The sequence below is a fragment of the Mycolicibacterium septicum DSM 44393 genome (genome assembly GCF_000455325.1).
Taxonomy (GTDB): Bacteria; Actinomycetota; Actinomycetes; order Mycobacteriales; family Mycobacteriaceae; genus Mycobacterium; species Mycobacterium septicum.
This window is the reverse complement of the sequence record NZ_HG322951.1, coordinates 2172840-2190788: the sequence shown is the minus strand read 5'-3', so window position 1 is coordinate 2190788 and position 17949 is coordinate 2172840. Positions and strand designations below refer to the sequence as shown.

Here is a 17949-nt window from a genome sequence, read left to right as displayed (position 1 = left end):
TGCCCGGGCATGCGTTGTTGTTGACACGCATGACCGCTCCCATCACCACGCCCTTCGGCTTCGAATCGACCGCCTCGGAGGTGATCGCCGGAGTCGACCTGTCCGGACGCTCGGCCATCGTCACCGGCGCGGCCTCGGGCATCGGCACCGAAACGGCCCGAGCGCTTGCCGCCGCCGGCGCCGCCGTGACGTTGGCCGTCCGGGACGCCGCTGCGGGTGATCGCGTCGCCGCGGATCTGCGCGCGTCGACCGGAAACAACGAAATCACGGTCGCCACCCTCGACCTCACCGATCTCGGCAGCGTGCGGTCGTTCGCACGTGCCTGGTCCGGGCCGTTGCACATTCTGGTCAACAACGCCGGGGTGATGGCGGTACAGGAGCGCACGTTGTCGTCCACCGGTCACGAACTGCAGTTCGCGACCAATCATCTCGGCCATTTCACGCTCGCCACCGGGTTGCACCGGGCCCTTGCCGCGGCCGGGGGCGCCCGTGTGGTCTCGGTCAGCTCGTCCGGGCACCTGCGCTCCCCCGTCGTGTTCGACGACATCGACTATGCGTTCCGCGACTACGACCCGTTCGGGGCATACGGCCAGTCCAAGACCGCCAACGTGTTGTTCGCCGTGGAGGCGACCCGCCGCTGGGCCGGCGACGGCATCACCGCGAACTCCTTGATGCCCGGTGGCATTCTCACGGCATTGCAGCGCCACCTTGATCCGGCCTACGGCGCCCAGGCAGCTCAACGATTCGAGGAAGCGGGCAGCCGGCTCAAGACGGTGGAGCAGGGTGCCGCCACCTCGGTGCTGCTGGCGGCCTCACCACTGCTGGAAGGCATCAGCGGCCGGTACTTCGACGATTGCAACGAAGCGCGAGTCGTTGAGCGCCGCGATGAGTTCGGCATATCCGGTGTCGCCCGATATGCGCTGGACCCGTCCAACGCAGAACGACTCTGGGAGCATTCTCTGAAGCTGGTTGAATAGGGCATGCCCGAAGGCGACACCGTCTTCCACACCGCCACGGCGCTGCGTGACGTGCTGGCGGGCAAAACGTTGACCCGCTGCGACATCAGGGTGCCCCGGTATGCCACGGTCGATCTCACCGGGCAGGTGGTCGACGAGGTACTCAGCCGAGGCAAGCACCTCTTCATCCGGGTGGGCCCGGCCAGCATCCACTCGCATCTCAAGATGGAGGGCAGCTGGCGCATCGGGTGGGCGAAAGTCGCGCCGCACCGCATCCGCGCCGTGTTGGAGACCGCCGACAGCCGGGCCACCGGGATCGACCTCGGCGTTCTCGAAGTCCTGGACCGTGACACGGACATGGCGGCGGTCGAGCACCTCGGGCCGGACCTGCTCGGCCCCGACTGGGAGCCCCGCACCGCCGCGACCAACCTGACTGCCGATCCCGACCGTCCGCTGGCTCAGGCCCTGCTGGATCAGCGTGTGATGGCCGGCGTCGGCAATGTCTACTGCAATGAACTGTGTTTCGTCTTCGGCCGGCTGCCGACCTCACCCGTCAATGCCCTGACCGACCCGCTACGCGTCGTGCAACGCGCCCGGGACATGCTGTGGCTCAACAGGTCCCGATGGAATCGCACCACCACCGGGGACACGCGGAACGGCCGCCAGCTGTGGGTCTACGGCCGCTCCGGTGAACCCTGCCGCCGCTGCGGGACGCTCATCGAAACCGACGCCGGGAGCGAGCGGGTGACGTACTGGTGCCCGAGCTGCCAGACCTGATCCGATTACCGGTCGCGCCGGAGCGCCCCCTACGGCCTACGTGGGACGCCGGCAACCGCCGCAATGATGCGATCACTCAGTGCCGCGGGGATGTTTGTCATGATCGACGTCTGGAGCTTGCTCCCGAGACCGACCACGTAACGAGCTCGAGGGCGGCGCGCGGTCAGCGCCGTCTCGACCACCGCGACCACCTTGGAAGTCGGCACCGCCAACTTCTTCGACAGCGGGATGAACTTCTTCATCCCGGCAATGTGCTTGTCGTACAGGGCGTGATGCTCTGCGGACATCGAGGTTTCCAGCTCCACCACCATGTCGTCGGCGGTGCGCCACATGTCGGTATCGGTTTGCGCCGGCTCCACCACCGCCACCCGCACCCCCCACGGGCGTACCTCGATCCTGAGCGCGTCGGCTGCCGCTTCCAAGGCAAACTTGGACGCCGCATATGCCCCGAGCAGCGGCGCTGACAGTTGCCCGTTCACGCTGGAGATGAAGATGACACGGCCGCGGGAGTCCCGCAGCTTCGGCAGCACTGCCCGGGTCACCGCGAATTGGCCGATCACGTTGACGTCCAACTGTTTGCGCCAGTCCTCAGGGCTCAGGGTCTCGATCGGACCGGCCACCACGATGCCCGCGTTGTTCACCACCGCGTCGAGCCGTTCCGGGAGCGCAGCAGGCAACGAGGCGAGATGGTCCGCATTGGTGACGTCCAGAATCACCGCCGAGATGCGTTGCGGGTTGAGTTCCGTCACCGCGGCACCGTCGGAGTGCGATCTGACTCCGGCGATGACGTCCCACCCGGTGGCGGCCAGATGCTCGACGATGGCCTTACCGATACCGCGGGCGGCTCCGGTGACAAGAACTGAGGGCATGACGCGAGGGTACTTCCACCCACCGGGAGAAGACGACGCTAGTCGCGAATGGCCGACAGCGCCCGGATAACCTCCTGCGCCACGCGGACACCGGATTCGATCGCGCCTTCGATGTAGCCCGGGTGATCGGCCGCGGTTTCGGTTCCCGCCCAGTGGATGTCACCGACGGGATCGGAGGGCAACGGGAGGAGGCCCTCCAGGCAGCCCGCGACGGGCAGCGCCATATAGCCACCGCCGACGTATTCGTCGGTATGCCACGACTTCTCGTGCCAGCTGACCGGCCGGAGAACATCGGGCCCGATCTGGCTGACCAAGGGCTCCAGCACAGCCCGTCGCCGTTCGTCGGGAGTCAGACCATCGAGTTCACGGGCCGCAGGTCCACCGATGAGCACGCACAGGTGGCCCGGACCGTCCGGCGGGCTGGTGTCGAAGACACCGCTGCCCGGACCGTCGAGGACGATCAGCTCGCCGCCTCTACCCTGCCTCCAGAACGGCCGCTCGTACACCGCGATGGCCTTGTAGACCGAACCCATATAGGTGTCGTCCGCGAGCCGAGCCCGTTCCAACGGCAGCGGTGGTTGGTGAGCGATGGAGCCGGCCATGGGCGCCGGAACCGTGACGATGACCTTGGCTGCCCGGAAGTCCCCCGCCGTCGTCTGCACCGTCACCCCAGAGTTGTCGCGACCGATCGATACGACCTTGTGCCCCAAGCGGATCCGGGAACCCAGGTCGGCAGCCAAACCGTCGGCGAGTCCTCTCATACCTTCGACGAGCAGGGAGTCCTGCGCGCCCCCTTTGGTCGACAGCATGGTGCGCACCCCGCCCTGCAGGCGGATCATCCGCGCCATCGCGTACACCGAATGCCGGTCCAGATCTGCCGTCCAGGACACCTCGGCAATCACTTCCAGCAGCCGGCGAGCGGTGCGGCCCGGTACCCGGCGCAGCCACGACTCCACGGTCCCGCCACTCCATCGCTGCGGGACGCCGGTGCGAGACAACACCTCGACACCCACCAGGGCCGCTACGGCGGTGAGTACCGCGGGCGAGACCACCGACAACCGGCGTGAGCGGTCGATCAGTCCCGGCATCGGCCCCGTGTGCATCTGATACCGGGTCAGGTCGAGCTCGTCGGCCAACGCCATGAGTCGGTGGTGATCGTGGCCGATCCACTGACCGCCGAGGTCAACCGTCGATCCCAGTGCGGTGGTCTCGCTCATCGTCCGGCCGCCGAGCCGGTCGGCCGCTTCCAGCACCACCACGTCGACGCCGCGGCGATGAAGCTCACGGGCTGCGGTCAGCCCGGATATTCCAGCGCCGACCACAACCACCGTGGCGTCCGTCGCACTGCCTGGTGCCGTCATCGGATCTCCGTTTCTAAGTCGGTCAACCGTCCGACTTTTATAGCACGGAACCGCCACGGACGACAGCCCGCGCCGGAGCCGATCCGGGGAAGCTAGCCGCGCGGACCCGCCACCGGCTGGGGATCTGCCAGCGTCACCAGCATCTGGATCCCACGGTCGAGATCACGGCGCGCGCGCTGACCGTCCCGGCTGGCCACGTACTGGATGATCAAGCCGTCGAGCATCGCGAGCCCGAGCCGCCCCAGGGTGGCGAAGTCCACGGCGCAGCGCTCACCGGCGGCGTTCGCCGCTTGTTCGCAGAACTCCGTGACCAGCGCGGTGTATCGGTCGTACTGCAGCCGCGCCAGTCCCCCCGATCCCTCGCTGCGCACGGAGTACATCGCCAGTTCGTACTGCATGACCTGCACACCGACGTCGCCTTCGACCAGGGCGTCCCAGAACGTCGTGACGCCGTGGCTCAGTGCGTGCGCCAGACCCTGGTCGAGTTGCAGGCTGTCATGCACGGTGGCGACGACATCGTCGATGACCGCGGCGATGACGGCGCGCAGCATCTGGTCCTTGGACGGGAACACGTAGTGCAACGTGCCCAGCGGGATACCCGCTTCGGCCGCGACGGCGCGCAGCGTCGTTCCCGGCACGCCGACGTCGCTGAGCACCCGGATCGCCGCCTCGACGATCTGCTCGTGACGCTCGGCTGCCTTGACGTAGGCCATCGGAATCCCTTCCTCAACTGAGCGACAGCTTAGGAGAAAGTCAGACAACCGACCGGGTAGACGCCCCTTAGGGTGAAAACATGACCAACGCCGTCGTCCGCCCGACGTCACCGGATGACCTCGACGCGATCAGCGTCATCTACGCCCACCATGTCGAGACCGGGGTAGCCACGTTCGAGCTGATCCCGCCGCATCGCGAGGAGTGGGAGCATCGGCTCGCAACGGCCCGCGAACGTGAATTGCCTTTCCTCACCGCGACACTCGACGACGAGATCGTGGGCTACGCCTACTGCTCACCGTGGAAGTTGCGCCCGGCCTATCGGCACACTGTGGAGAACTCGATCTACCTCACGCCGCAGTGCGCCGGTCGCGGCTTCGGAGCCCTGCTGCTGCAAGGACTTCTGGAGGGCTGCACCGCAGCAGGCATCCGTGAGGTCATCGCCGTGGTGGCCGACACCGACGAGGCGGCGGCATCCCTTGCCCTGCACCGCAAGCACGGTTTCACCGAGGCCGGGCGACTGCGTGCGGTCGGCTACAAGCACGGACGATGGCTGGACACGGTGCTGCTGCAGTGCAGCCTGACGGTCAGCAGTTGACGAGTTCCGGCTCGCAGATCGGCTGCGAAGCCGGTTCCTGTGCAGGCTCTTCGGCGACCGGCTCGGGATCCTTGGGCTTGCCGCCCCACGGGAACGCCAGCCGCACGATCTTGCGCACCACCGAGGCGAACTGCTTGTGGATCGGGCCGGTGTTGTAGGGCAGGCCGTAGCGCTGGCAGATCTCCTTGACCTCTTCGGAGATCTCGGCGTAGCGGTGCGCCGGGATGTCCGGGAACAGGTGGTGTTCGATCTGGAACGACAGGTTGCCGCTGAAGATGTGGAACCACTTGCCGCCGGACAGGTTTGCCGAACCCAGCAGCTGGCGGAAGTACCACTGGCCGCGCGTCTCGTTCTGGGTCTCCTCGATGGTGAACTCGTGGGTGCCCTCCGGGAAGTGTCCGCAGAAGATGATCGTGTACGACCACACGTTGCGCATCAGATTGGCAGTCATGTTGCCCGCGAACACGAATGGCGCGAACGGGCCGGCCAGTAGCGGGAAGGCCACGTAGTCCTTGACGGTCTGCTTGCGGACCTTTTCCCACATCTCACGCAGCATGTCCTTCTTGTCACGCAGCTTGATCTCACCGGTGCGGATCCGCTCGGTCTCCAGCTCGTGCAGGGCCACGCCGTACTGGAAGAACACCATCAGCAGGAAGGCGTACAGCGGGTTGCCCAGGTAGTACGGGCTCCACTTCTGGTCCTCGCTCATCCGCAGGACGCCGTAGCCGATGTCGCGGTCCATGTCGACGATGTTGGTGTAGGTGTGGTGCATGTAGTTGTGGGAGTGCCGCCACTGATTGGACGGGCAGGCCGAATCCCATTCGAAGTTCTGGCCGCGCAGCGCCGGATCGCCCATCCAGTCGTACTGCCCGTGCATGACGTTGTGGCCGATCTCCATGTTGTCGAGGATCTTCGACAGTCCGAGCATCACGGTGCCGACCGGCCAGGCAGGCGGCAGGAACAGCAGCGCCCGACCACCGATCTCGAGCTTGCGCTGCATCTTGATGATGTCGCGGATGTAGGTGGCGTCGCGCTCACCGAGATCGGCAACCGCCTTTTCACGGATGGCGTCGAGCTCGGCGCCGAAGGTTTCGAACTGCTCGGGGGTGAGGGTGTAGTGAGTCATGGCTGCGCCTTTCGGGTCTACAGGTCTATGACGACGTCACCGACGGGTGCGGTGACGCAAATTTCGATGTCTTCGCAGTCGGCGGTGGAGATCGCGCCGGTGATCAGGTTGCGGACGGCGCCGCTGGTCTTGAAACGGGTGCAGGTGTGGCAGATGCCCATCCGGCAACCGCTTTCCGGTGTGAGGCCGGCGGCCTCGGCCTGCACCAGCAGCGGTTGACCGTCGTCGGTCACCTCCACGTCGCTGTCGGCGAACCGAACGGTGCCTCCGGTGGATCCGGTCGGAGCGGCGAACACGGGTGGGACGAAGCTCTCCGATTGCGCGTCGGGACGCGACTCCCGCACCGCATCGACCAGCGCCTGTGGGCCACAGACGAACACGGCGTCCGGCTGGGCGCCGGGAAAGGCAGCGGCCAGGTGTGCGGGACCGAAGTACCCGTCCAGATCACCGACGGCCCCGTCGCGGGTGTAGCCGTGCAGGACCCGCACCCGGGCCGAACGCATGGCCGCCAGCTCAGAGCGGTAACAGGCCTCGTCGGCGCCGCGTGCGTAGTGCAGGAACGCGACCTCCCCGGTGAACCCCTGTGCACGCAAGGTGCGCAGCATGGACAGCACCGGGGTGATGCCGCTGCCGCCCGAGACGAAGAGGATGCGCTGCGGCAGCGCCTCGGGCAGGACGAAATCTCCGCCGACCGAGTCGAGCCCCAGCACCATGCCCGGGTACGCGTGGTCACACAGGTAGGTCGAGACCAAGCCACCGTCGTGGCGGCCGACGGTCAACTCGAGGTGGCCCGCCCCTTCGGCGTTGGCCGGCGAGTAGCACCGGGTGCGGCGCCGACCGTTGATCTCGACGGAGAGGTTGATGTGCTGACCCGCCCGAAATCCGGCGAAGGCCGCATTCGGTTCCAGGGTCAGCGTGACGCTGCGCGGCGTCTGGCGCCGCACTGCCACCACCTTGGCCCGGGCGTCGCCGCGGGTCCAAGTCGGCTCGACCAGCTCGGTGTAGCGGTCGACTCCGTGGGGGCCGGTAAGCAGGTTCGCGAGAGCACTCATTCGCGGGCCGGACAGTAGCCGCCGGCCAACACCTTCAGCCAATGTTTGAGTGAACATGTGTACACAGTGCGCGTGCACACCCGACTCTGTCAACGATAAAAACCCTGCAAGTGGTAGGGTTCACACCAGTGAACAAACGTACGCCCAATTCACGAACATCCACGTCACGAACGCGACGGACCGAATCGTCGTCGCGGTCGCGGGACACGCTGTCCCGGGAAGAACGCAAAGAGGCCACCCGGCGCGCGATCATCACCGCGGCGCTGACCCTGCTGGAAGACCGCAGCTTCAGCGCACTGTCCCTGCGGGAGGTCACCCGGGAGGCGGGCATCGTGCCCGCCGCGTTCTACCGGCACTTCGACTCGATGGATGCGCTCGGCCTGGTCCTCATCGACGAGTCGTTCCGATCCCTGCGGGACATGCTGCGCGGTGCACGGGCCGGCAAGCTCGACCCGCATCACGTCATCGAATCCTCCGCCGAGATTCTGATCGGCAGTTTCAACGACCGGCGCGAGCACTGGCGGTTCATCGCCCGCGAACGTTCCAGCGGTGTGTCGGTGCTGCGTTACGCGATTCGCACCGAGATCCGGTTGATCACCTCCGAGCTGGCGATCGACCTGGCCCGCTTCCCCGGCCTCAAGGACTGGAGCAGCGAGGATCTCAACATCCTGGCCAACCTCTTCGTCAACGCGATGATCTCGATAGCCGAGAGCCTCGAAGATGCCGGGGACGCGGCGGCGGTCGAGGCGATCCACCGCACCGCGGTCAAACAACTACGGATGATCGCCGTTGGCGTCAATGGGTGGCGCAGCACCGGCTAGGGTCCGCTCATGCCCCCTGCACAGCCACTCGATGTTGCCTATCCGCGGCCCGAAATCGCCGTCATCACGCTCAATCGCCCCGAGAAACTCAACGCGCTGTCCTACGAACTGGTCGAGGCCCTGCACGCCACCCTGGACGCGATCGCGGCGAACAACGAGTGCCGCGTCGTGGTGCTCACCGGCGCTGGTCGCGGCTTCTGCTCGGGACTGGATCTGAGCGATCCCAATCCGCCCGAGGCCGGCGGCGGCACCGAATTTCCCCGTTCGGGCATGCGGTGGCAGGAACGCATCGCGAACCTGACGGTCAAACTGCACCGGCTCCGCCAACCTGTCATTGCCGCAGTCAACGGCGCGGCATACGGCGGCGGCTTCGCCCTGGCGGCGGCCAGCGACATCCGCATCGCCGGCCCGTCGGCGAAGTTCTGCACGCAGTTCATCAAGCTGGGCATCGGCGGTTGTGACATCGGGGTGAGCTACACCCTGCCCCGGATCATCGGTGCGGGCCCGGCGTTCGACCTGATCCTCACCGCGCGTGCGGTCGAGGCGCCGGAGGCGCTGCGGCTCGGGCTGGTCACCCGCATCGTCGACGACACCGCGAACCTGCTCGACGCGGCCCTCGAAATCGCTGAAACCCTCTGCGGCTACGGGAAATTCGGGCTGGAATCGACCAAGCAGGTGCTCTGGGCGAACCTCGACGCCGGCTGCTTGGAAACAGCGCTGCACGTGGAGAACCGCAGTCAGATCCTGTCCGTCGGCACCGGGAGCCTGGCCGAGGTCAGCGAGGTGTCCCGCCACCGTCGACGATGACCACCTGCCCGGTCATGTAACTGCCGGCGTCCGAACACATGAGCAGGGCCGCGCCGACCATCTCGTCGGGCGTGGCCAGCCGCTTCATCAGGGTCCCGCCCTTCATGAGATCGATGGCCTCCTGCGGGTTGTTGCGCATCATGTCGGTGTCGACCGGTCCTGGGGCCATCGCGTTCACCCGGATGCCCAGCGGCGCGAACTCGGCCGCCATCGACCGGGTCACCGACATCAGCGCGGCCTTGCCCGAGGCGTAGATGGACAGTGCGGGCGCGAAGTTGAACGCCCCGACCGACACCATGTTCAGCACCGCGGCCTTCGGGCTGGCCTTCAGGTGCGGCAATGCGTGCTGCACCAGGAACACCGGCCCACGCAGGTTCACCTCATAGGACTTGGCCCAGGCCTCCGGCGTCATCTCACCCAGCGGTTGGGCCAGCGCGTTGGCCGCATTGTTGACCACCACATCGATCCCGCCGAACTCGGCGACCGTGCGCTCCACCAGTGCGCCGAGGTCGTCGATGTTGCCGCTGTGGGTGGGCACCCCGATCGCCTGTCCGCCGAGTTCACGCAGATGCTCGGCGGCCCGCTCGCAGGCCTCGGGTTTGCGGCTGGCAACCACCACGCGCGCACCGGCCAGCGTAAAACCCTCGGCGAGAGCCAATCCGATGCCACGGGTGCCACCGGTGACGATCACGGTCCGGTCGGTCATGTCGAACAGATGGTCAAAAGTCTCACGGTTCACCCCGTCAGTAGAACATCACCGCGGTCCGATCACGCAAGGCTTCGGCCCACTACGCGGGCACTGACGAACTCGCGGTCCTCTCCTGTGGTCGGGTCGGTGAACGCCAGGCGCTGGGCCAGCAATTGCAGCGGATTGCCGAAATCATGGGGCGCGACGTCGATCACGTTGGGATACAAGGAGTCACCGATGATCGGCAGCCCGATCGAGGCCATGTGCACGCGCAACTGATGCGTCTGCCCGGTGCGGGGCGACAGCCGGTAGAGCCCGCTCCCCATGTCCTCGACATAGGTCTCGGCGTTGGGTTCACCGGGTTCCTCGAAAGCCTGTAACCGACCGCGCTGCTTGATGATCCGGCTGCGCAGCGTGGCAGGTAACGACACCGTGGCCACCCCGTCAGCACGGGCCAGATACGTCTTGCGAACCCCACCCTCGGCGAACAGCCGCTGGTACTGGCCCCGGACCTCGCGGCGCACGGTGAACAGCAGCACGCCCGCGGTCAGCCGGTCCAGCCGATGCGCGGGGCTCAGGTCCGGTAGGTCCAGTTCGCGACGCAGCCGCACGAGCGCGGTCTGCGCGACGTGGCCACCCCGGGGCATGGTGGCCAGGAAGTGTGGCTTGTCGACCACGACGATGTCGTCGTCGCGGTAGAGGACGGGGATGTCGAACGGCACCTCCACCTCGTCGACCAGGTCCCGGTAGAAGTAGACGTGCGCACCCGCGGGCAGTGTCGTCGTCGCATCGACCGGCGTCCCGTCCGGCAGAACCACTTCTCCGGCAAGCACTTTCGCGCCGATGCCGAACCGCGTCTGCAACTCGTCGTACACATTGCCGCCCAACAACCGCAGCCGCGCCGGGCCGAGTCCGTCACGCACCGGCAGCGGCGGCGATGACCGCCTGCGCGAAGAGCGTTGGGAACCGGGCTTTCTCAATTCAACGGCACAGGCTCAAGAATCTCGGCGCGGGCCTCGGGCGCGGCCTGGCGCAGGGCATCGGCGGACTCATCGTCGGGCTGGGTCTGCGAAAGCACCTCGGCCTCCACCCGGGCGATGTAGGTGGCGACCTCGCGGTCGACGTCTTCGGCCGTCCATCCCAGCACGGGCGCAATCACTTCGGCGACCTCGCGGGCGCAATCGACGCCGCGGTGCGGGTATTCGATCGCGATCCGCATCCGGCGGGCCAGGATGTCCTCCAGATGCAGTGCCCCTTCGGCCGCGGCGGCATAGTAGGCCTCGACCTTGAGGTAGACCGGCGCATCGGTGATCGGGGCCAGCAGTTCGGGCTTGTCCTCCGCCATCTTGAGCACCTCGCCGATCAGCGAGCCGTAGCGGTCCAGCAGGTGCCGGACGCGGTACGGGTGCAGCCCGTAATGCTTCCCGACGAACTCGGTCTGGTTGATCAACGCGAAGTACCCGTCGGCCCCCATCAGCGGGACCTTCTCGGTGATCGACGGCGCCACCCGGGCCGGGATGTACTCTGCGGCAGCATCGATCGCGTCGGCCGCCATCACCCGGTAGGTGGTGTACTTCCCGCCCGCGATGGCCACCAACCCCGGTGAGGGCACCGCGACGGCGTGCTCACGCGAGAGCTTGGAGGTTTCCTCACTCTCCCCGGCCAGCAGCGGACGCAACCCGGCGTAGACGCCGTCGATGTCGTCATGGGTCAGCGGGGTGGCCAGCACGGTGTTGACATGCCCCAGGATGTAGTCGATGTCGGCCTTGGTCGCGGCGGGATGCGCCAGGTCCAGATTCCAGTCCGTGTCGGTGGTGCCGATGATCCAGTGCGTACCCCACGGGATCACGAACAGCACCGATTTCTCGGTGCGCAGGATGATCGCCACCTCGCTGACGATCCGGTCGCGCGGGACCACGATGTGCACGCCCTTGGAGGCGCGCACCCGGAACCGGCCGCGCTCCTTGGACAGGGCTTGGATCTCGTCGGTCCACACACCGGTGGCGTTGACCACGACATGGCCCCGCACTTCGGTGATGGCCCCGTCCTCGGAATCACGCAGCGTGACCCCCACGACGCGATCGCCCTCGCGCAACAACGCCACCACCTGGCTCGACGAGCGCACCACGGCGCCGTAGTGGGCGGCGGTGCGTGCCACGGTCATGGTGTGCCGGGCGTCGTCGACGACGGTGTCGTAGTAACGGATCCCGCCGATGAGCGAGCTGCGCTTGAGCCCCGGAGCCAATCGGAGCGCCCCGGATTTGGTCAGATGCTTTTGCGCGGGAACGGATTTCGCTCCGCCGAGCTGGTCGTAGAGGAAGATGCCGGCCGCCACATAGGGCCGCTCCCACCACCGGTTGGTCAACGGGAACAGGAACGGAAGCGGTTTGACCAGGTGCGGTGCGAGCGTGGTCAGGCTCAGTTCACGCTCGTACAGGGCCTCACGCACCAGCCCGAACTCCAACTGCTCGAGGTAGCGCAGGCCGCCGTGGAACATCTTGGAGCTGCGGCTGGAGGTGCCGGACGCGAAGTCACGGGCCTCGACCAGGGCGACCTTGAGGCCGCGTGTCGCCGCGTCGAGCGCCGCGCCGGCGCCCACGACACCGCCGCCGATCACCACCACGTCGAATTGTTCACTGCCGAGTCGTTGCCAGGCTTGCGCCCTTTGCTGCGGTCCGAGGAAGGTTTGCCCGTCGCCCGGTGCTGAGATCGGGTCAGTCACGATTCCCAGGCTACGTGGACGACGTGGGATCCGCCCGATTCTCTAGTCCAGGTCGTCGTGTTTCATCAATTGACGCGCCGCCTCGGTGATCGAACCGGACAACGACGGGTACACCGAGAACGTCTGGGCCAGCTCGTCGACCGGAATGCCGTTCTGCACGGCCAGCGCGATCGGCAGGATCAGCTCGGAGGCGATCGGCGCCACCACCACACCGCCGATCACCACACCGGTGGCGGGACGACAGAAGATCTTGACGAAGCCGCGGCGCAGGCTGGACATCTTGGCCCGGGCGTTGGTGTTGAGCGGCAGCGTCAGGGTGCGGGCCGGCACGGACCCATCGTCGATCGCGGCCTGCGGAACGCCGACGGCGGCGATCTCCGGGCGGGTGAACACCGCCGCGGCGACGGTTCGCAGCCGGATCGGGGCCACTGCCTCGCCCAGGGCGTGATACATCGCGATACGTCCCTGCATGGCCGCCACCGAGGCCAGCGGTAGTAGACCGGTGCAGTCCCCCGCCGCGTAGATACCGGGCACCGGGGTCCGCGACACGCGGTCGACGTTGAGGTAGTTGCCAGGCCCGAGTTCGATGCCGACACGCTCAAGCCCGAGACCACTTGTGTTGGGCACCGAACCAACCGTCATCAGGGCATGGCTGCCGTCGACGGTGCGGCCGTCGGCCATGGTGACCCGGACCCCGCTGTCGGTGCGGGTCACCGACTCGGCACGGGCGTTCTTGACGAGCGTGACACCGCGTTCGGAGAACACTTCCTCCAGCACCGCGGCGGCGTCGGAGTCCTCGTGCGGCAGGATCTGGTCGCGGCTGGCCACGACCGTCACGGTGACTCCGAGCTCGGTGTAGGCGTTGACGAACTCGGCACCGGTGACACCCGACCCCACCACCACGAGGTGTTCGGGCAGCGCTTCCAGGTCGTAGAGCTGGCGCCAGTTGAGGATGCGTTCCCCGTCGGGCGCGGCGTTGGGCAGCACCCGCGGGCTGGCTCCCGTGGAGATCAACACCACATCGGCGGTCAGCTGGCTGACCACGCCGTCCGGGCCGGTGACTTTCACCCGGTGCTGGGCCATGCCCGGGACGTCGTCAATCAGTTCGCCACGGCCCGCGATCAACTCGATGCCCTCGCTGCGCAAGCGCTCGGCGATGTCGTCGGACTGCGCCGTGGCCAGGTTCTTCACGCGCTCGTTGATCTGCGGCAGCGAGATCTTGGACTGCTCGAAATCCAGCGAATAGCCCAGGTTGGGAGCCCGCCGAAGCTCGGTGCGCACACCCGTGGAGGCGATGAACGTCTTGGACGGCACGCAATCCCACAGCACGCACGCGCCGCCGATGCCGTCGCAGTCGACGATGGTGACGTGGGCGACCTCCGGGCCGCGGGCAGCGGCGACAAGCGCCGCCTCATAGCCGGCGGGTCCGCCGCCGATGATCACGATGCGGGTAGCCACGGGACTAACCTAACCAACTTCGCCGATTAAGCTGTCTTACCGTGCCGCTGTACGCCGCGTATGGATCAAATATGCACCCGGAGCAAATGCAGGAGCGGGCTCCGCACTCGCCGATGGCGGGTACCGGGTGGCTGCATGGCTGGCGGTTGACATTCGGCGGTGAGGACATCGGCTGGGAAGGCGCTCTGGCGACCGTCGTCGAAGACCCGCTGTCGAAGGTGTTCGTCGTGCTCTACGACATGACGTCAGCCGACGAGCAGAGCCTGGACCACTGGGAAGGTTCCGAGCTCGGGTTCCACAAGAAGATCCGTTGCCGGGTGGACCGGCTGTCGTCGGACACCACCACCGACCCGGTGCTGGCCTGGCTGTACGTGGTCGACGCCTGGGAGGGCGGTCTGCCCTCGGCCCGCTACCTCGGGGTGATGGCCGACGCCGCGGAGATCGCCGGGGCACCGGACACATATGTGCACGATCTGCGCACCCGACCCGCCCGCAACATCGGTCCGTAGCTCTTCTTTTTGCCCCGCGAGCGACCGTGTCTGTACGGCGACACGCCGCATTTTGCGTACCGCAACGGTCGCTCACGCGGCTTGGGCAACGCGCAGCTGCCGGCTGATACGCGCCACCATCTCCCCTCGGCGATACCGAACGTCCTCGAACACGATCGCGATGACGCTCCAGCCGACATCCATCAGTGCCGCGGTGCGTCGACGGTCCTTCCGCAATGCGTCGGGACTGCCATGCCAGTCCACACCGTCGTACTCGACAGCCAATTGCTGCTCGGGCCAGGCGAAGTCGAGGCGGCGTACCTGGCCGTTGCCGTCGATGACCTCGTACTGCACTTCGGGCACCGGAAGACCGCCGTCGATCATGCCCAGCCGCGCCTCACTTTCCATCGGCGACTCGGCACGTCCGTCGGCCAACGCGATCAGATTGCGAACAGCGACGATGCCGCGACGGCCGGCCTGATCAAGGGCTGCGCGCCAAAGATCGGACCGGGCGCAGGTCCCGCTTCGTAACGCCGCGTCCAGTGTTGCCAGGGCGCGCGGACGCCGCAGCGTGCGGGCGACCTCGATCGCGGTCCAACTCGCGGTCGTCACCAGCCGCTCCTGCACGATGTTGAGCGGAGCGCCGTCACGCCGGTGCACCACCAATCCGTCGCAGGAGCGCAATCGCGTTCCAATCGGTTCCAATACATGCAGGTCGGCAGGCTGCTCGATGTCGAACCCGTGGATTGCCGCGGCAGTTCCCAGGCATACGGGGACCCGGGCGCCGCAAGACAGGTCCAGGCCACGCAGACGTGTCAGCAAGTCGGGCGCGCCGAGGCAGTAGATGCCCTGCCACACTCGTTCCAGCACACCGCAATTCACTGCCGACTGGAGTTGACGTCGTGAGATGCGGGACAGGATCTGAGCATTGGTCGCGACGCCGCCCTGTGCCTGGAAGATCGTTTGCAGCTGCTGATCCATGCCCACGATCGTGGGCATTCGTCATGGCCGAGCGATAGTCAAAGTTTCTGAAGCTGTGGATAAGTGGCTTCGCCACTGCGCGAGCGACCGGTGCGGTACACAAAATGCGGCGTGTCGCCGTACAGACACGGTCGCTCGCGGTGCAGGGGAACTCGCGGTGCAGGGAAACAGCTAGGCAGACGCGGCGATGATGTTGACCATCGTGCGCACGCCGACACCGAGTGCACGCTCGTCGATGTCGAACGTGGGTTGGTGCAGATCCAACTGTGGGCCTTGCCCACTCCACACGCCGAGTCGTCCCATCGCACCGGGCACGTCTTCGAGGTACCAGGAGAAGTCCTCGCCACCGCCGGACTGATGGGTGTCGGCCAGCACGTCGGGGCCGATCGCCTCGATGGCGTGGGTGAGGATGCGGGTGGACACCTCTTCGTTGACCACCGGCGGCACCCCGCGCCGGTAGTTGAGGCTGTGGGAAATGTTGAGCGGCGCCAGCAGGGCCGAAACCGTGTCTTCCACAATCGATTCCAGGGTCAGCCAGGTGTCCCGGCTGGCGGTGCGGATCGTCCCGGCCAGGGTGCCGATCTGCGGGATGGCGTTGGCGGCCACCCCGGCGTTGACCGCACCCCACACCATGACGGTGTCGTGGCGCGGGTCGATGCGACGGGACAGCACGCCGGGCAACCCGGTGATCAGCGTGCCCAGCCCGTAGACCAGATCGCCGGTCAAGTGCGGCCGGGAGGTGTGCCCACCCGGTGAGTGCAGGGTGATCTCGATGGAATCGGCGGCCGAAGTGATCGGCCCGGGCTTCGTGGCCACCTGCCCCACGGCCAGCCGAGGATCGCAGTGCAGGGCGAAGATCCGGCTCACGCCGTTCAGGACACCCGCGTTGATCGCGTCGATCGCGCCGCCGGGCATCAGCTCCTCGGCCGCCTGGAACAGCAGCCGCACCCCGACCGGCAACTCCGGCACCGACGACAAGGCCATCGCGGCGCCCAGCAGTATCGCGGTGTGCGCGTCGTGCCCGCAGGCATGCGCGACATTGGGCACCGTCGAGGCATAGGGCGCGCCGGTCCGGTCGACCATCGGCAGCGCGTCCATGTCGGCGCGCAGCGCGATCCGCGGACCTTCCTCCGGCCCGAAATCACAGGTCAATCCGGTACCACCGGGCAGCACCTTGGGGTTCAGTCCGGCCTCGGCAAGAACGCGCGCGACGAACTCGGTGGTGGCGAACTCCTGGCGCCCCAGCTCGGGATGGGCGTGCAGGTGCCGCCGCCACGACACCATCTCGTCGTAGTTGGCCGACAACCAGCGGGCAGCGGCATGCTGCAACACGCTCATGCGGCCGCCCTCCGGTGCAGCGCTTCCAACACTCGATCTCGCTCCGCCGGGGCTTCGGCCAACCGAACCACGGTGCGGGCCAACATGATTGCACCCTCCAACACGGCTTTGTCGGCACTCGGGCCCGCCGCCGCGGCGGTGAACGCCGGCTGGTGGATCGCGGCCCCACCCGAGTCGATCCCGATCACCGGATGAATGCCGGGCATCACCTGACTGATGTTGCCCATGTCGGTACTGCCCAGCGGCACACTCGCCTCCACGTTCTCGGGCAACGGGTTACGGCCCAGTCGCAACATCTCGGCACGGATGGTCTCCGAGAGCCACGGGTCGGGCGCCAGCTCGGCGTAGGCCGGGGCGATCTCGGTGACCTGGTGCTCGCAACCCGTCGCCAGTGCCCCGGCCGAAAAGCACCCGGCCATCCGGTCTTCCAGCTCACGCAGCGCGGACATGTCGGTGGCCCGCATGGTGTAACGCATCTCGGCCCGGCCGGGGATCACGTTGGTGGCCTGCCCGCCGTGGGTGACGATGCCGTGCACCATCTGTCCCGGCATGAGCTGCTGACGCAACAGGCCGATGGCCACCTGCGCGACGGTGACCGCATCGCCGGCGTTGACCCCCAGATAGGGCGCCACGGCCGCGTGCGACTCCCGGCCCGTGTAATTGACCGTCACCTCGGACAGCGCCAGCGACCGGGCCGCGGCGATGTCCACCGGCCCGGGGTGCAGCATGACCGTTGCCGCGATGTCGTCGAAGACTCCGGCGTCGAGCAGCAACACTTTTCCGCCGCCGAGTTCCTCGGCCGGGGTGCCGACGAGCACCACGGTCAGGCCGAGGACGTCGGCCACGTCGGCCAGGGCCAGCGCGGTGCCGACCGCCGAGGCGGCGATGATGTTGTGTCCGCAGGCATGCCCGATCTCGGGAAGGGCGTCGTACTCGGCACAGATCCCGACGACGAGCGGGCCGCTGCCGTAGGAGGCCCGGAACGCGGTGTCCAGCCCGCCGGCCGCCTTGGTGATCTCGAATCCGTAATCGGCCACCAGCGCCTGGGTCTTGGCGCAGCTGCGATGCTCGGCGAAGGCCAGCTCGGGCTCGGCATGGATCGAATGAGAGAGCTCGATGAGGTCGCCACGATGCCGGTTGACGGCTTCCTCGACGCTCAGCGAGGCGGTGGCAGACGGCATCCTCGCAGTATCTCA

Annotated in this window: 18 protein-coding genes; 6 read left to right on the top strand and 12 right to left on the bottom strand. The window is 67.2% G+C overall.

Annotated features, from left to right (window positions below):
• The first annotated feature begins 29 nt into the window (after positions 1-29).
• Positions 30-977 (top strand): SDR family NAD(P)-dependent oxidoreductase, encoded by a 948-nt coding sequence (locus TX88_RS10335; RefSeq protein ID WP_044516548.1) that lies wholly within the window; start codon positions 30-32, stop codon positions 975-977.
• A gap of 3 nt (positions 978-980) precedes the next feature.
• Entirely contained in the window at positions 981-1733 is a 753-nt protein-coding gene (gene nei2, locus TX88_RS10330) for an endonuclease VIII Nei2 (protein ID WP_044516546.1), read from the top strand.
• 29 nt (positions 1734-1762) lie between these two features.
• On the opposite strand, the gene TX88_RS10325 is transcribed toward nei2, so the two are convergent.
• From TX88_RS10325 to TX88_RS10315, 3 genes are all read right to left on the bottom strand, one after another.
• The gene (locus TX88_RS10325; RefSeq protein WP_044516545.1) at positions 1763-2602 is read right to left on the bottom strand and encodes an SDR family NAD(P)-dependent oxidoreductase; all 840 of its coding nucleotides are present in this window, start codon (positions 2600-2602) and stop codon (positions 1763-1765) included.
• Positions 2603-2640: 38 nt separating this feature from the next.
• Positions 2641-3963, bottom strand: a complete 1323-nt coding sequence (locus TX88_RS10320) for a flavin monoamine oxidase family protein (RefSeq protein ID WP_044516543.1) — start codon at positions 3961-3963, stop codon at positions 2641-2643.
• 92 nt (positions 3964-4055) lie between these two features.
• Positions 4056-4676, bottom strand: coding sequence for a TetR/AcrR family transcriptional regulator (locus tag TX88_RS10315; protein ID WP_044516542.1), 621 nt, complete (start codon positions 4674-4676; stop codon positions 4056-4058).
• An 80-nt stretch (positions 4677-4756) separates the two neighbouring features.
• Between TX88_RS10315 and TX88_RS10310 the strand changes: the two genes are divergently transcribed.
• Complete coding sequence (locus tag TX88_RS10310) at positions 4757-5272, top strand: GNAT family N-acetyltransferase (protein ID WP_044516541.1); 516 nt, start codon at positions 4757-4759, stop codon at positions 5270-5272.
• On the opposite strand, the gene TX88_RS10305 is transcribed toward TX88_RS10310, so the two are convergent.
• Positions 5262-6398 (bottom strand): fatty acid desaturase family protein, encoded by a 1137-nt coding sequence (locus tag TX88_RS10305; RefSeq protein WP_044516539.1) that lies wholly within the window; start codon positions 6396-6398, stop codon positions 5262-5264. The two genes, TX88_RS10310 and TX88_RS10305, sit on opposite strands and share 11 nt — an antisense overlap.
• Positions 6399-6415: 17 nt before the next feature.
• A complete protein-coding gene (locus tag TX88_RS10300; protein ID WP_044516537.1) occupies positions 6416-7507 on the bottom strand; it encodes a ferredoxin reductase in 1092 nt (363 codons plus the stop codon).
• Between the two features lie 71 nt (positions 7508-7578).
• On the opposite strand from TX88_RS10300, the gene TX88_RS10295 reads away from it, so the two are divergent.
• Together TX88_RS10295 and TX88_RS10290 are read left to right on the top strand one after the other, a co-directional pair.
• Positions 7579-8271 carry a TetR family transcriptional regulator gene (locus tag TX88_RS10295; protein WP_044516535.1) on the top strand — a complete coding sequence of 231 codons (693 nt, stop codon included), beginning with the start codon at positions 7579-7581 and terminating at the stop codon, positions 8269-8271.
• 9 nt (positions 8272-8280) lie between these two features.
• Entirely contained in the window at positions 8281-9078 is a 798-nt protein-coding gene (locus tag TX88_RS10290; protein WP_044516534.1) for an enoyl-CoA hydratase/isomerase family protein, read from the top strand.
• Here TX88_RS10290 and TX88_RS10285 read toward each other — a convergent pair.
• The 4 genes from TX88_RS10285 to TX88_RS10270 are packed head-to-tail and all read right to left on the bottom strand — an operon-like array spanning position 9047 to position 13946.
• The gene (locus TX88_RS10285) at positions 9047-9817 is read right to left on the bottom strand and encodes an SDR family NAD(P)-dependent oxidoreductase (protein ID WP_044516532.1); all 771 of its coding nucleotides are present in this window, start codon (positions 9815-9817) and stop codon (positions 9047-9049) included. The genes TX88_RS10290 and TX88_RS10285 overlap by 32 nt on opposite strands.
• A 29-nt stretch (positions 9818-9846) precedes the next feature.
• Positions 9847-10689, bottom strand: a complete 843-nt coding sequence (locus TX88_RS10280) for a pseudouridine synthase (protein WP_110917919.1) — start codon at positions 10687-10689, stop codon at positions 9847-9849.
• A 53-nt stretch (positions 10690-10742) separates the two neighbouring features.
• Positions 10743-12488 (bottom strand): glycerol-3-phosphate dehydrogenase/oxidase, encoded by a 1746-nt coding sequence (locus TX88_RS10275; protein ID WP_044516529.1) that lies wholly within the window; start codon positions 12486-12488, stop codon positions 10743-10745.
• Between the two features lie 42 nt (positions 12489-12530).
• Positions 12531-13946, bottom strand: coding sequence for an NAD(P)H-quinone dehydrogenase (locus TX88_RS10270; protein WP_044516528.1), 1416 nt, complete (start codon positions 13944-13946; stop codon positions 12531-12533).
• Positions 13947-13987: 41 nt separating this feature from the next.
• Between TX88_RS10270 and TX88_RS10265 the strand changes: the two genes are divergently transcribed.
• Entirely contained in the window at positions 13988-14455 is a 468-nt protein-coding gene (locus TX88_RS10265; RefSeq protein WP_044516526.1) for a gamma-glutamylcyclotransferase family protein, read from the top strand.
• Positions 14456-14527: 72 nt separating this feature from the next.
• On the opposite strand, the gene TX88_RS10260 is transcribed toward TX88_RS10265, so the two are convergent.
• The 3 genes from TX88_RS10260 to TX88_RS10250 all read right to left on the bottom strand — a co-directional run bounded on the left by TX88_RS10260 (position 14528) and on the right by TX88_RS10250 (position 17934).
• A complete protein-coding gene (locus TX88_RS10260; RefSeq protein ID WP_044519276.1) occupies positions 14528-15415 on the bottom strand; it encodes a type IV toxin-antitoxin system AbiEi family antitoxin in 888 nt (295 codons plus the stop codon).
• Positions 15416-15586: 171 nt separating this feature from the next.
• On the bottom strand, positions 15587-16753 hold the full coding sequence (locus TX88_RS10255) for a M20 family metallopeptidase (protein WP_044516524.1): 1167 nt from the start codon (positions 16751-16753) through the stop codon (positions 15587-15589).
• The gene (locus TX88_RS10250) at positions 16750-17934 is read right to left on the bottom strand and encodes a M20 family metallopeptidase (RefSeq protein WP_044516523.1); all 1185 of its coding nucleotides are present in this window, start codon (positions 17932-17934) and stop codon (positions 16750-16752) included. The genes TX88_RS10255 and TX88_RS10250 overlap by 4 nt, the downstream gene beginning before the upstream one ends.
• Positions 17935-17949: the final 15 nt, after the last annotated feature.

Excerpts from the sequence above, each read along its gene's own strand:
- TX88_RS10335 (WP_044516548.1), top strand. The coding sequence starts at position 30 with ATGACCGCTCCCATCACCACGCCCTTCGGCTTCGAATCGACCGCCTCG.
- nei2 (WP_044516546.1), top strand. The coding sequence starts at position 981 with ATGCCCGAAGGCGACACCGTCTTCCACACCGCCACGGCGCTGCGTGAC.
- TX88_RS10325 (WP_044516545.1), bottom strand. The coding sequence starts at position 2,602 with ATGCCCTCAGTTCTTGTCACCGGAGCCGCCCGCGGTATCGGTAAGGCC.
- TX88_RS10320 (WP_044516543.1), bottom strand. The coding sequence starts at position 3,963 with ATGACGGCACCAGGCAGTGCGACGGACGCCACGGTGGTTGTGGTCGGC.
- TX88_RS10315 (WP_044516542.1), bottom strand. The coding sequence starts at position 4,676 with ATGGCCTACGTCAAGGCAGCCGAGCGTCACGAGCAGATCGTCGAGGCG.
- TX88_RS10310 (WP_044516541.1), top strand. The coding sequence starts at position 4,757 with ATGACCAACGCCGTCGTCCGCCCGACGTCACCGGATGACCTCGACGCG.
- TX88_RS10305 (WP_044516539.1), bottom strand. The coding sequence starts at position 6,398 with ATGACTCACTACACCCTCACCCCCGAGCAGTTCGAAACCTTCGGCGCC.
- TX88_RS10300 (WP_044516537.1), bottom strand. The coding sequence starts at position 7,507 with ATGTTCACTCAAACATTGGCTGAAGGTGTTGGCCGGCGGCTACTGTCC.
- TX88_RS10290 (WP_044516534.1), top strand. The coding sequence starts at position 8,281 with ATGCCCCCTGCACAGCCACTCGATGTTGCCTATCCGCGGCCCGAAATC.
- TX88_RS10260 (WP_044519276.1), bottom strand. The coding sequence starts at position 15,415 with ATGGATCAGCAGCTGCAAACGATCTTCCAGGCACAGGGCGGCGTCGCG.
- TX88_RS10255 (WP_044516524.1), bottom strand. The coding sequence starts at position 16,753 with ATGAGCGTGTTGCAGCATGCCGCTGCCCGCTGGTTGTCGGCCAACTAC.
- TX88_RS10250 (WP_044516523.1), bottom strand. The coding sequence starts at position 17,934 with ATGCCGTCTGCCACCGCCTCGCTGAGCGTCGAGGAAGCCGTCAACCGG.